9 protein-coding genes are annotated in these 13150 nt (G+C 66.5%); 2 read left to right on the forward strand and 7 right to left on the reverse strand.

Annotated features, from left to right (window positions below; genetic code table 11):
• Window positions 1-310 precede the first annotated feature (310 nt).
• The 5 genes from ACEU5R_RS16490 to ACEU5R_RS16510 all read right to left on the reverse strand — a co-directional run bounded on the left by ACEU5R_RS16490 (window position 311) and on the right by ACEU5R_RS16510 (window position 5072).
• A complete protein-coding gene (locus ACEU5R_RS16490) occupies window positions 311-1702 on the reverse strand; it encodes a hypothetical protein (RefSeq protein WP_392410877.1) in 1392 nt (463 codons plus the stop codon).
• Between the two features lie 2 nt (window positions 1703-1704).
• Window positions 1705-3435 carry a hypothetical protein gene (locus tag ACEU5R_RS16495; RefSeq protein ID WP_392410878.1) on the reverse strand — a complete coding sequence of 577 codons (1731 nt, stop codon included), beginning with the start codon at window positions 3433-3435 and terminating at the stop codon, window positions 1705-1707.
• Between the two features lie 50 nt (window positions 3436-3485).
• Window positions 3486-4391, reverse strand: coding sequence for a TcpQ domain-containing protein (locus ACEU5R_RS16500; RefSeq protein ID WP_392410879.1), 906 nt, complete (start codon window positions 4389-4391; stop codon window positions 3486-3488).
• A 71-nt stretch (window positions 4392-4462) separates the two neighbouring features.
• Window positions 4463-4804 (reverse strand): hypothetical protein, encoded by a 342-nt coding sequence (locus ACEU5R_RS16505; RefSeq protein ID WP_392410880.1) that lies wholly within the window; start codon window positions 4802-4804, stop codon window positions 4463-4465.
• Window positions 4788-5072 carry a hypothetical protein gene (locus ACEU5R_RS16510; protein WP_392410881.1) on the reverse strand — a complete coding sequence of 95 codons (285 nt, stop codon included), beginning with the start codon at window positions 5070-5072 and terminating at the stop codon, window positions 4788-4790. The genes ACEU5R_RS16505 and ACEU5R_RS16510 overlap by 17 nt, the downstream gene beginning before the upstream one ends.
• Window positions 5073-5922: 850 nt before the next feature.
• Here ACEU5R_RS16510 and ACEU5R_RS16515 point away from each other — a divergent pair.
• Window positions 5923-9114 carry an autotransporter outer membrane beta-barrel domain-containing protein gene (locus tag ACEU5R_RS16515; RefSeq protein ID WP_392410882.1) on the forward strand — a complete coding sequence of 1064 codons (3192 nt, stop codon included), beginning with the start codon at window positions 5923-5925 and terminating at the stop codon, window positions 9112-9114.
• Window positions 9115-9469: 355 nt separating this feature from the next.
• Window positions 9470-11566 carry a putative bifunctional diguanylate cyclase/phosphodiesterase gene (locus ACEU5R_RS16520; protein WP_392410883.1) on the forward strand — a complete coding sequence of 699 codons (2097 nt, stop codon included), beginning with the start codon at window positions 9470-9472 and terminating at the stop codon, window positions 11564-11566.
• A 56-nt stretch (window positions 11567-11622) separates the two neighbouring features.
• On the opposite strand, the gene ACEU5R_RS16525 is transcribed toward ACEU5R_RS16520, so the two are convergent.
• Together ACEU5R_RS16525 and ACEU5R_RS16530 are read right to left on the reverse strand one after the other, a co-directional pair.
• Window positions 11623-12582 carry a Bug family tripartite tricarboxylate transporter substrate binding protein gene (locus ACEU5R_RS16525; protein ID WP_392410884.1) on the reverse strand — a complete coding sequence of 320 codons (960 nt, stop codon included), beginning with the start codon at window positions 12580-12582 and terminating at the stop codon, window positions 11623-11625.
• Window positions 12583-12732: 150 nt separating this feature from the next.
• Entirely contained in the window at window positions 12733-12978 is a 246-nt protein-coding gene (locus ACEU5R_RS16530) for a hypothetical protein (protein WP_103272191.1), read from the reverse strand.
• Window positions 12979-13150 lie beyond the last annotated feature (172 nt).

Here is a 13150-nt window from a genome sequence, read left to right on the forward strand (position 1 = left end):
GACAGGTGGGGCGGCCGCTTTGCTGGTAGTGGCAGACGCCGCATCTCGTATTGACGATGCGCCGGCACCCGGAGCGGCGGGACTGGATACGGCACCCAGCACGGATGTACCGGAATCGCTGCGCTGGGCTTCACGCAGCGCGCGCTGGGCATCCTGCTCCAGGAGCTCCCGCACCAGGTGGCTGGGCGGCGCGGCAGGCGGGGCGGGCGCGACGTCCAGGTTCGCGGACTGCGCTGCGCCGGCCAGCGACAGCAGAAGTACGAACATTGCGCCCGCGCGGTGGGAGGCCGACGGCCGACGCCGCGCAGGGTCAGGGCGATTGCACATAGATTGTTCCTTTCAAGGTGGCCATGAAGCGGCTGGCCGCAAGATTCGGCAGCGTGTCCGGCGTGTAGCGGACCTGCAGCTGCGTGACCACGGTGGTCGGCGGCAGCGCCAGGGCGTAAAGCGAGCGCAAGGGCGCGTTGGTCACCAGCGCCCGTCCCTGGGGCAGCGTGAAGCCAGCTGGCAGCGCGACGGGTTGCTCCAGGCCGTTTGGCAGTTTGATATTGGGTACCGGGATGGAAACCTCCGCCGCCGGCCCCAGTGTGAAATCCGCCAGCGCCGGCCGTAGCGCCTGCCAGCTCGGCATCCAGGTGGCATCTAGCGCCTGGGCCGTGGGGAGCGTTGCGATCGTCAGGGCGGCGGCCCCCGTGCTGGCCGCCGGCTTGGCCGCGATGGGCCAGTGCACCTTGGCCGTATCTAGGTCGACCCGTTCAATCCTCCAGTCCGCAGGCAATCCTGCTTGCAGCGTGTGGTTGTCCGCCAGCCGGGTGCGGCGGTAGACGGCCGAGCATGACGCGGCGGCGGGCTGGCAATCGATTTCCACGAGGCGCCAGCGGCCCGGCGCCACGGGTGCTTGAGCCACCGCAGCCAAGAGTTGCGCCAGCCCCGCCTCGCCATCGACCCGGACCGTTCGCGCCCAGGCGCTGAGCGCCTGATTCCACAGGGCGGTCGCGTCTACGACGGGGTGCATGGCCTGGGCGCGCTCACGCGCGCGGACCTGCCGCTCTTGCCACCACGATGCGCCCGCATCCCAGGCCAAGTACGCGAGCAGCAGCCCCAGGGCCGCCCACCAGGCGGGCGAGACCATCGAGAACTTGAAGGCGGCGCGCTTCAGGGCCGACTGCTCGTTGGCCAGGCTCGTGAGCTGCTGCAACGAGAAGGGACGCGCGCCCGGCACCTCATTGCTGTGGATTTGTAATTCACCGTAGCGCGCGGTCGCTTCAGCCAGCGCCGCCTGCGCCTCAGCGGGACTGGTCAGTACGCGATCACCGCCCGCTTGTACGACACCATCGACTACCACGGCGAACCAGATGGCGGCGTCGGCCAGCGCGCAGGAGACGACGTGCGTGCCGTGGGGATGGGGTTGGGCGAAGGCGGCCGCCGCAGAAAAGAGCCGGGTGCGGGCTTGAGCGCGGTTCTCGCGTCCGCTGGCTGTGAGTAGGCCCACGGCCGGGCTGCGCGCCCCACTCTGCGTGTAGTGCGTCGCACCCGCCTCGCGCGCGGTGCGCAGCGCTTCGCGGGCGAGATCCTCGCCCAACAGCGTCTGCCAGGTTACGCCCAGCACCAGCTGGTTCGGCGTGCCGGCAATCGGAACTAGGCGGTAGTTCTGCCGACTGGGCGGTCGGCTGCTCGAGCGGCGAGGAGATCGTTTGTCCACGGTCAGAATCCTTCTTCAGGGATCGCAGTTACGACCAACACGGTCAGCAGCTGCTGATCCTGCGCGGCGTCCGAGCCGCCGAGGAGCATCGGGGCCTTCTCGTCCAGGCGCCGGCGCGTCGCATTGCCCGCCGCCTGTTCGTAGCCGCCGATCACGACCGGCTGCCCAGGGCGCAGCTCGACCTGCTGGATGGCGCCCTGGCCGCCGATGCGCGGTTGCTGAACGAAGGACGGGTTCTCGGGCGAGCCGAACACTTCCTTCTTGAGACCGCCGATCAGGCGGGTGTCGTCATACGAGACGGTCAGGAGCACTCGACCGTCATCCTGGGCGTTGGGCACGACAGTTAAGAACGTGCCAATGGTCTTCTCATCCTGGGTGACAGTCACCGTCGGCGCCGAGGTGTTCGAGGTGCTCTGCGTCTGCTGCAGGTCCTTTACGTAGGGGAAGGTCTCGCGCAGCGCACGGGTCACAGGACGCAGGTTGGCCGCCAAGATCGGAATACTGGTGTGGCGCACCACGGTGCCGATCTCGTTGAGCGCGCTCAGAATCAGCTTGGATCCGGCAAAAGGGCCGGCACCGACCGTGGCGCCGAGCGAGCCGGCCGCCTTGGACGTGTCCAGTAGCGCGCCCGGCGCTGCGCCGGTGGCGAGGTTCGCGCGCCCCAGGCTGTTGAACAGCAGTTGCCAGTCGACTGCCGCCTGGCTGGTGTGGTCGCGTTGCACGGTGATTTCTTCGAACACCATGCGCACACTGCGCGACAGGACCCGATTTTCCGCCTCAATGAATCGTGCGACGTCGTCCAGCGCATCCTTGGTGTCGGTGACGACGATGCTGCTGGCCGCGCCATCGGCAGCCTTCACGACACCGGCGCGCGTCAGATATTGACTGACCTTGGCGAGCACGGCGTCGGCGGGCTTGGCCTGGCCGGCGGAGTACTTGGAACGGTTTTGCGAGGCGAACTGACCGCTGGAATTATTCGAGCCGCCCGATCCGGACAGGCCGAGCTCCAGGCTGGCCTCCGTCGCCATGGCCAACGCCCGTACATTGAACGTGCGCGTCTCGGTCCGGTAGAACCGGATGGCGCCCACCTTGTCGTCATAGCGCCAGTAGACGCCCAGGCGCAGCGTGATGGAGTCCAGGACGGAGGCGAGCGGCGCCTTGCCCGCCGGCAACGGCTCCATCTTGGTGCGCGCCACGCCATGCGGCAGCGTGGGACCGGCGTCGCGGTCGATGGCCGCGGCTGGGGTCAATGCAGGCGTCAGTGTGGGCACCAGCGCCGGAACTAGGACGTCGGCGCCAGCGCTATTGCTGGACGGCACCGCCAGCTGGTCGCTGCCCAGCCGCGGCAGGAAGTACTCGGAGGGCAGCAGGGCGTCGGGTGCGACCTGGGTCAGGATGCCGGTGGCCAGCTGAATGCGCTCGGCCAACGTCTTGAGGTCCGTGGCGCTGTTTTCGAACAGCATGGTGGTGTTGACGTTGGCACGCAGCGCTGGCGGAAGCGCGACCTCGCGGGCAAGAGGCTGCGGGCGGCCGGCGATCCAGGGCAGCTCGACGACCTGACCCTTGGCGCGGTCGGGATCGGCCGCCTGATCCTTGAAGGCTTGCAAGGTCCGGCGGTGGCTGGATTCTTGAGTGTCAGCTCGCTCGGCGATGCGGTCGGTGGACTGGAGAGCGGAGCAGCCGGCCAGCGCAAGCAGGGCGAGACTGGCCGTCACAGAGTGGAGTGCGGTCATGGATGAGGATCCTGGAGAGGTCTGACGCGCGGGCGAGGCCAGCGTCGCGGTCAATGCGAGGAGGCTGCGGGCGCACGGTTGCAACTGCGGTTAAACGGGATCATGCGCAGTACCCGGTTGGCGTAGAAGCACGGCCGCACGGGCGATTCGGTCATTGCGATGGCCTGCGAGAGCGTCTGCGTGGCTTCTTGGAACGATTCGGCTTCGAACTCGGCCGGGGCCTGGATGGGCAGGTCAAAGGTCAGCTCCCACTGGTCGGGGCCGAAGGTCCAGTTCTCTGCTGCCGCCCAGCGCGTGAGCGCCTGGCGCACGGTGCCGTCGGACGGGGAGATGTGCCAGAGTCGTTTGATGACCGGCGGCTTGGCCGGTGGTTCGGCGGCCGGTTCGTTTCTGGCGGCATCGGTGGGCGTGGAGCTGGCCGTGGCGACGGCTACCGTTTGCACCACAGGCGCGGGCTCTTGGAGGGCGGCCTTGGCCGGCTCGAGGGGCGTCGGGTCAGCCGCAGTGGTCGGCGTGGCCGAGGTGGCGGTCGGCGGTGCTGCTGTCGCCGATTGCGTCGCCGGGGCCAGTGGCGGTGTGACAGGTTGAGACGCCGCAGTTGCCGGTGCTACGGGCGCATCGACAGCTTGCTTTTGCACCGGCTCCGGCGCCGACGGCACGGGAATCGGCACCACGGCAACGGTCATGGGGGATGGCTGCGCTGCGGGCGCTGCTGAACTTGGCATCGCGCCGGGCCTGACAGTTGGCGTAACAGGGCCGGAGGCGGTGATTTGGGTGCCGACAACGGCAGGCGTCGGGGCCACGGTGCCGGACTCCTGCCCAACCAGGCGGGGATCTACGCGGTTGATGGCGATGCGGTTGGAATCGGAAGGCTTGGGCGGTGCGGGTGGCGTAAAACCGCAGGCCGACAGCAAGCCAGCCGCCAAGAGGGTGGCGGCCAGGGCTGGCGTTTGCATGAGAGAACTCCGGGGAAAATGGGACGAGGCTTACCGCAGCGGATGCCGGGTAGTTACTGGGAAGGGCGGGGTTAGCCCTCGACTTGGCTGTTTGGCGTCCAGGTCGCAATGCCCTGGCGCTCGAGTTCTGCTCGAATCGCACGCAGCTCGCCAGGCGGTGTTTGCCGGCGCGCAAGCAGAAGCAGTTCAAGTAGGAGGGGAAAAAGATCGCCGCCACTATGTGCGGGGGCAGCATTGTCGAGCAGGATCAGGCGCAGTTGCGCGACCTGGTCCGAGAGAAAGTCATCAGCGTCGAGGCGATCGCGCAGGTATTTCGAGACACTGATGCCGGCCCGCGCCGCTTCGACCTCATACCGTTCATAGGCTTCGGCCGACAGCCGGAAGGACACGGGGCGTTCAAGCAGGGATCGCACGGAATCTTCCTTCTTCGACGACGATCTTGCCAATTTCTGCTGCGAAGACGCGACGGAAGATGTCAATTCGGACGCGCAGCTCAACGGGGGAGTCCTCGCGGCCATTGCAGTGGGCGCGGAGCTGCTCGTCGCGAAATTGTGCGGCGGTGAGCAGGGTGTCAGATATGAACCACAGCCGTGCGGCGTGCCGGGCTGCGCGCGCTGCAGATGGGAAGTCTAGGGGCGCACCGGAAGAACGGCGTGCGGCCGCCGAGGCGAATGACATCATGGGGATCCTGGAATGGGTGCCTCCGAGACGCGCTTGCTGCTCAAAGATTGAGCGGCCCGGTCCGGTTGGAGTAGATGGGCAGGACGAGTACCCGGTGGGACCGCCGGGGTTGTGTGCCCAAAATCGGGACCAAATGCGCCAATTAGTGCGAATTCATGCGGGCAAAATGCGGCCATCTACCCGCTAACGTCGCACTAATTGGCACTAATTTGCGCTTGTACAGATTCGATTCCTGTCGGGCGCGCCACCATTTCATTTCCAATGCCAGGCGTGATGCGCAATTTGTGATGCGCACTCGTGACGCGCAATTGCCGCCTCGCCTGCGCCCCGGTCAAATTCCCCCGCTGAGTTTCCCTGCCGTCCAGCCCCAGCCCATTTGCGGCGCGGCTGATGCGCGCGTGCGTCGAACAAGCCGCCAGGCGATTCGGACTTTGGTCTGTTGGCATGCCATGACGCCGGTTCGCGTTGGTCCGTGCTGACGGACGCGTATCGGATCCGTTCATGCAAGAAGTTCGACGCATCGTCCTGGCGGCCGTCATACGGCAACCGCTGCCCAGGCGAACCCGGCGACTGATCTTGCCGCCTGCGTCGCGGGCATCAAGAGCGCAAACCCATCAGTTCCAAATACAAGTTCAAATCATTTTTGAGCTTCGTACAAACACTAACGAAATTGTCATTCGTTGCATGACGTTTAAGAATTATCCGGTGTTGCTCGTAGGTTGCGGCAAAGAAGATGAGGGCTTCCTTCACTACGCCGCTGCTCGCAGGGCGCCGGACAGTACCCTTTTCCACTTCGTGATTGGCTTGTGGTACGCGCCGGCGCCCTGCGCTCGCGGCCCGATCCCTAGCCATGCGACGTCATCTTCATCCCATCATGCGGGCCGTGCTTGCCGCAGCGCTGCCGGTCCTGCCTCATGCTTCCTGGGCGACTGACTACGACCATATCCTGGTCAACGATCCCTCGGGCTCCAGCGAAATCTTCCTGCGTCCCGGCGATACCGTCACCAACGCGGACCAGCTCACGGGTCTGGGCGCCGCGGTGGATGTTTCCGTTGCGGGCAATAGCGTTCATGCCGAGGGCGTCACCATCAGCACGTCCCGGCCCAACGACGGCAACCTCCTGGCCAACCCCGTGGGCGTGCGCGCCACCGGCGGCGGGACCGTCACGCTGCTGGATAGCACCGTCACCACGGAAGGCGACCGAAGCCGGGGCGGCCATGCGCTGCACGCCGAGGACGCCGGCAGCGCCATCACCGCCACCGACTCCCGCCTGGTCACCCACGGCATCAATGCCGACGGCGTGCAGGTGGAACGGGGCGCCCTCGTCACACTGAAGAATGTCGAAGTCACCACGCACGGGGATTTCGCCAACGGGATCCGGGTGAACGGCGTCGGCTCGACGCTCAAGGCCGACGGCGTGACGATCACCAATGCGTCGGAACAGGGGCGAACAGGCGTGGTCGGCAGCCAGGGGGCGCAGATCGACCTGAAGGATGCTGGTATTTTCACGCCGGGCGTCGGCGTGTACCTGTCCAGTTCACAGGCGGCGCTGAAGGACGTGACGATCCGAGGCGGCATCGGCATGCAGTTGAACAGTGTCAGCCTGCTGGATGCGCAGGCGCTGGAAGTGCATGCCGAGCGGAACGCGATCGAGATCGGAGAAGCTTCCGGCGCGGTGCTGTCAGGGGCGACCCTGACATCCGAAAGTGGCTATGGCATACGCGGCGGTAGCGGGGACAGCTATGCCAGGCTGAGCGATGTGTCCATAACGGCCCTGGGCAGCCAGGGTCAGGGCATTGTGTTCTCCCATCGCCTGGCCCGCGAACTGGAGGCGGAAAGACTGACCGTCGAATCCACGGGCATCGGCATCGACATGGCGGGCGGCGACACTCGCTTGAGCGACAGCCTGATCGACACCTACGGCACGGGCGCCTACGGGCTGATTTCCCGGGGCATGGGCGCCGAGGTCACGCTGCGGGATACTCGCCTGACCACCCGAGGCGATGGCGCGATCGGCCTGGTCGCGGGTAACGGAAACATCGGCCAGACGCCCGGACGATCCAGTCATTTTTCCCTGAACGGCGTGCGCATCAGTGCCATGGGCGCCGATGCGCACGGAATCTGGAGCTACACGACCCGCGCCGACGCGGATAATACGCTCGCGTTGGGGCCCGGCACGGTCATTGATACGCAGGACGGCATCGGCCTGCAGGTGAGCGGCGGCGATCACCGTGTGATGCTGGAAGATGCCGACATCATGGCGCGCCAGGGCGGCAAGGCCGAGGACGGCGTGCTGCTGCACATACGCCCGGCCAAGGTCACCAGCGGCGGCGTCGTCACGATGGTGGAAACCGGGCAGGTCGATCTGAGCGCCAGCGCTTCTGCGCTGAACGGCCACGTCATCGCCGCCAGCGGCACGCTGGACATGCGCCTGAGCAATGGCAGCACGCTGTCCGGCGCCATCAGGGAGAGTGGAACGGGACGCGTCAACAGCCTGGCGCTGGACGGCACGAGCACGTGGAACGTGCGCGGCGATTCCACGCTGGGCACCTTGAGCAATGCCGGCACCGTGGCCTTTTCTTCGCCGGGCGTCGACGGCTTCAAGACGCTGACCGTCCAGAACTACGAAGGCGGCGGCACGCTGGTGCTCAACAGCCAGCTGGGCGACGACAGCTCGCCCACCGACAGGCTGGTCATCGACGGCGGAAGCGCCAGCGGCGACACGGGCCTGCGCGTGATCAACGCCGGCGGCACGGGTGCCTATACCACCTACGGCATCCGTCTGGTCCAGACCGTGAACGGCGGCACCACGGCCGCCAATGCCTTCCATCTGGATGCGGGTTCGACCGGCTACCGCGCCAGCGCGGGCACGCTGGCCCTGAACGGCTACGACTACAGCCTGGTGCGTGGTGGCAATGCTGGCGTGGCGGACGACTGGTATCTGACGTCCTCGGACGCGCCGCCGCCCGGTCCCATCGACCCCTCCGATCCGGTGGACCCCACCGATCCTGCCGATCCGACAGACCCCGGCGTTACCCTGCCTCCGACAGAAGGCGCGGGCGACAGGAACGTCTCGCCGGAAAGCGGTGCCTGGGCCGGCAACCGGCGCGCCGCCTTGCGCCTGTTCTCGCACAGCCTGCGCGACCGCGACGCCCGTGCCGCCGACGCCGATGCGGGCAGCGCCGGGCGCGCGCTGTGGACCCGCATCCATGGAGGCCACGACAGCGGCCTGCGCATGGCCGAGGGTCGCGTCGATATCGAGACCGACAGCGCCATGGCGCAACTGGGCGTGGACTTGCTGCGCGCCCCGCTCGGCGCTGATGCAGCGCTGCGCATCGGCCTGATGGCCGGCTATGGCGATGCGCGCACGCGCTCGACTTCCACGCTGCGCCTGCCCGGCGCGCAGGCAAGGACACGAGTGCGCGCCACCGGCTCGGTTTCCGGCTATGCCGCCGGCCTGTACGCCACCGTGTATGCCAATGACGTCACGCGCCTGGGCGCCTATGCCGATGCCTGGTTGCAATACGGGCGCTACGACAACCGCGTCAGCAGTGAACTGGGCACCGCGCGCTATGGCTCCAGCGTCTGGACCGCCTCGCTGGAAACCGGCTATGCCTTCAAGCCTTTCGCGGCCGGTTCGGCGCTGGCCGATATCGTGGTGGAACCCAAGGCGCAGCTCATCCACAGCCGCGACAAGGCCGAAGATGCCACGCTGCAAGGCATGCGCATGCGCAACGGTTCGCGCAGCGATACCGTGATGCGCGCCGGCGTGCGCATCTATCCCAAGCCCGCGCCGGACGCCGCGCCCGCCAGGATCCAGCCGTTCCTGGAAGCGAACTGGATCCGCAATGCCGGCTCGCCGTCGGTGCGCATGGGGTCGAACACGCTGGACGTCGCCCAGGCGCGCAACGCGCTGGAACTCAAGCTCGGCGCCCAGGCGAGCATTGCGCGCAATGTGCAGGTGTCGGCCCAGCTCGTGGGCACGGCAGGCGGCAAGGAGCGCGGCTATGGCGGCATGCTCAACCTGAGTTATCGCTGGTAGCGGTGACGGAGCCCGTCCGCATGGCGGGCTCCTGCAGGGATTGGATGGTATCCGCGGCATGTCGCGCGGCGGCATGAAGGGTCTTTTGGAAAATGCCGTCGCGCAGTTCGAACATTGAACGGATCCAGATACCGGCAATATTGCGAGTAATCGAATACGCGCCATGACGCGAAATCGCGCCGCCACGCGCGCCCTGGCGTCTTTTCCTCCCGTTTGCCAGAAAAAAACAACAGAAGCATGAAAAGCCGCCAGCGCGCGCATCGCGCCGGTGCTTCCGTGATCAATCCGCTGGTAGCATTGGCTCACTGCGGGGCCGGCAAGATCGAAGCCGGGCCGCAGGCTTGCAGGAATAGCGATGCTGATCGGTGAATACAGTCCCCTCCTGGTTTTTCTTTCTTTAATTGTTGCGATTGTTGCGTCGTATACGGCGCTGGACATGGCGGGGAGGATCAGCAATGTCCGTGGGCGGGCCGCGAAATACTGGCTCGCCGGCGGGGCATCGGCGATGGGCCTGGGCATCTGGTCCATGCATTTTGTCGGCATGCTGGCCTTCAGCCTGCCGATCCCGCTGGGCTACGACCCGTGGATCACGCTGATGTCGCTGCTGATCGCCATCGCGTTTTCCGCCTATTCGCTGCACCTGGTTTGCCAGGAGCGCCTGCCCTGGCAGAAGCTGGCGGTGGGCGCGCTGCTGATGGGCGCCGGCGTGGCCGGCATGCACTACACCGGCATGATCGCCATGCGCATGGCGCCGGGCATCGCCTACGACCCGGCCCTGTTCGCGCTTTCCATCCTCATCGCGGTGCTGGCATCGGGCGCGGCGCTGTGGATCGCGTTCAATCTCCGGCACAACACCACGCGCGTGCGGCGCATGCGCCTGCTGGGCGCCGTGGTCATGGGCATCGCCATCGTCGGCATGCACTACACGGGCATGGCGGCCGCCAATTTCCCGCTGGGCAGCATCTGCGGCGCCTTCGCCGGCGGTCTCAGCCCGGAATGGCTGGCGTTGTTCATCATCACGGTCACCATGTCGGTGATGGGCACGGCGCTGCTGGTGTCGCTGCAGGACCTGCGGCTGGAGACCACGACCTCGACGTTGTCCAGTTCCCTGGTCAAGGCGAACGAGGAACTGACCTATCTGGCGCTGCACGACAACCTGACCAAGCTGGCCAACCGCCTGCTGCTGGATGACCGGCTCAAGCAGGCGCTGCGCACGGCGCGGCGCGACAAGGACCTGACTTTCGCGCTGATGTTCCTGGACCTGGACGGCTTCAAGGCCATCAACGACGTCTACGGCCATCACGTGGGCGATCTGCTGCTGATCGAAGTGGCGCAGCGCATACGCGGCGCCCTGCGCGAGGAAGACACCGTCGCCCGCATGGGCGGCGACGAGTTCGTGATCCTGGCGCTCAACATGGATCCGGCCAGCGCGGGCCGCCTGGCGGAAGACCTGATCGAGGCGATCCGCGAGCCGTTCCGCATCGATATCCATCAGCTCGCCATCTCGCTGAGCATTGGCATCGCCATCTATCCCAACGACGGCATCGACCAGGACGACCTGCTGACCAACGCCGACGCGGCCATGTACCACGCCAAGGGCATGGGCCGGGATACGTACTGCTTCTTCCAGTCGTCGATGAACGCCAATGTGCATCGCCAGCTGCAGCTGGTGCAGGACATGCGCCGCGCGCTGGAAAACAGCGAATTGCGACTGCACTACCAGCCCAAGTTCATGGCGCCCGACGGCCCCATCATCGGCGTCGAGGCGCTGGTGCGCTGGCAGCATCCCACGCTGGGCCTGTTGATGCCGGACGAGTTCATCCCCATCGTGGAGAAGACCGGACTGGTGATTCCGCTGGGCAAGTGGGTGCTGAACGAAGCCTGCCGGCAACTGGCGGCCTGGCACCGGGAACACGGTATTCGCTGGAGCGTGGCGGTCAACCTGTCGGCGGTGCAGTTCGGTCATCCGGACCTGGTGGGGACCGTGTCCGACGTGCTGCGGCGTCATGGCCTGGACGCCAGCTATCTGACGCTGGAGGTCACGGAATCCACCGCCATGAAGAACGCCGATGCGAGCCTGGCCATCCTGCAGCAGCTGCACGAGATGGGCGTGCGCATTTCCATCGATGACTTCGGCACCGGCTATTCCAGCCTGCTATACCTGAAGCGCCTGCCGGCCACGGAATTGAAGATCGATCGCGGCTTCGTGCGAGACCTGGAGCAGGACACCGAGGACGCCGCCATCGTGTCGGCCATCATCGCGCTCGGCAACGCCTTGAAGGTGCAGGTCGTGGCCGAAGGCGTGGAAACGCCCGAACAGCGCGAGTTCCTGACCGAATTGGGCTGCCATTCGCTGCAGGGCTTTTTGCTGGGCAAGCCGATGAACGTGGAGTCTGTCGAATCGCTGATGACGCAGGACAGGCTGACCATCGATGCGGGCAAGGCTGGCTGAAGGCCGCCGGCAGCGGCCGATTCCGGTCACTGCATGCCGACGCCGATCCCCGGCGCTCAGTCCAGCGTCGCGCCCGTGAACTTGACGATCTCGGCGTAGCGCGTGATGTCCTGCCGCACGAAGGCGTCCAGTTCCTGCGGGCTGCTGCTGACCGCGGTGGCGGCCTCGGCGTCGAGCAGGCGACGGAAATCCGGCGACGCCACGGCATGGCGCGCCGCGTCGTTGAGCGCCGCCACAACGTCGGCCGGCATGCCTGCCGGGCCGAACAGCGCGAACCAGGCATTCGATTCAAAGCCCTTGATCGTGTCGCCGATGGGCGGCACGCCGGGAAACTGCGGCAGCGGCTGCGGGCTGGTCAGGCCCAGCGCCTTGAGCGCGCCGGACTTGATATGCGGCTGCGCGTTGAGCGAACTGGCGACCATCATGTCGACCTGGCCACCGAGCAGGTCGCTGATCGCCGGCGCCGTGCCCTTGTAGGGCACATTCAGGATATCCAGCCCGGCCATCATCTTCATGCGCTCGCCGGCCATGTGCAGCGACGAGCCCAGCGCGCCGACCGCCATCGTGTACTTGCCAGGATGCGCCCGGACCTGTTCGACGAAGGTGGCCATGTCCTGAGCGGGGAAGTCCTTGCGCGTCACCAGCACGCTGGGCACCCGGGCCAGCATGCTGATGGGTGTGAAGTCGCGGACCGGGTCGAAGGGCAGCTTGCGGTACAGCGAGGCGTTGATCGAAAAGCTCGTGAAGGTGACCAGCAGCGTGTTGCCGTCGGGCGCGCTCTTGGCGACGTAGTCGGCGGCGATGTTGCCGCCGGCGCCGGGACGGTTCTCGATCACGACGGTGCGCCGGAGCGTCTGGCTCATGTGCTGGCCGATGTTGCGGGCCACGGTGTCCGTGGTGCCGCCGGGCGGTGCGCCGACCACCAGCTTGACGGGCGGGGTCTGGGCGGCGGCGGGCAGGCCGAACGTGCAGGCGACGAGCGCGCAGCGCGACAGGAAGCGGTGAAGTCGGGCCAAGGTTTCGTCTCCGGTGGATGCCGCGACGGCAGGCGCCCACCTTACCCATGCGCGCGCGAGCGGCGCAAGCCGTAGCGGCTCATGGCTTTCCCGACCTCGGGCCGTGTCAGGCCGGACGGGCGCCGGCCCGTCCGTTCATGCGCCGCCGGCTCAATCGTCCAGCGCGGGCACGGTGCCGATCTGCGCCAGGATGCGAGGCGATCCCATGTCGCCGGTTTCCTTGTCCACCATGACCTCGTAGGCGGCCACGCCGGCGAATTTCGCCGCCATGGAATTGGCGATGCGGATCGCGCCGAACTCGCTGCTGGCGGGGCGGATCTCGCCGGGGGCGACGCCGCCGGCGGCGGCGCGATAGGGTACGACGATGTATTGCATGACGTGAGCGGCTTCGGACATGAGCGTCTCCAGGCGACGGGTTGCACAGGCGAGCGCAATGTATCAGGACAACTGTGATTTTGTACAGTATTTTTTGCAGGCTGATTGTCCCCAGGAAAACCCCTAGCGCGCGATTCTTGATCAGGCGCCATCCCCGGATTTAATATTTTCGAAAATCTAAATCTTTTTATAA

The sequence above is a fragment of the Achromobacter sp. 413638 genome, from assembly GCF_043119405.1.
Classification (GTDB): domain Bacteria; phylum Pseudomonadota; class Gammaproteobacteria; order Burkholderiales; family Burkholderiaceae_B; genus Achromobacter.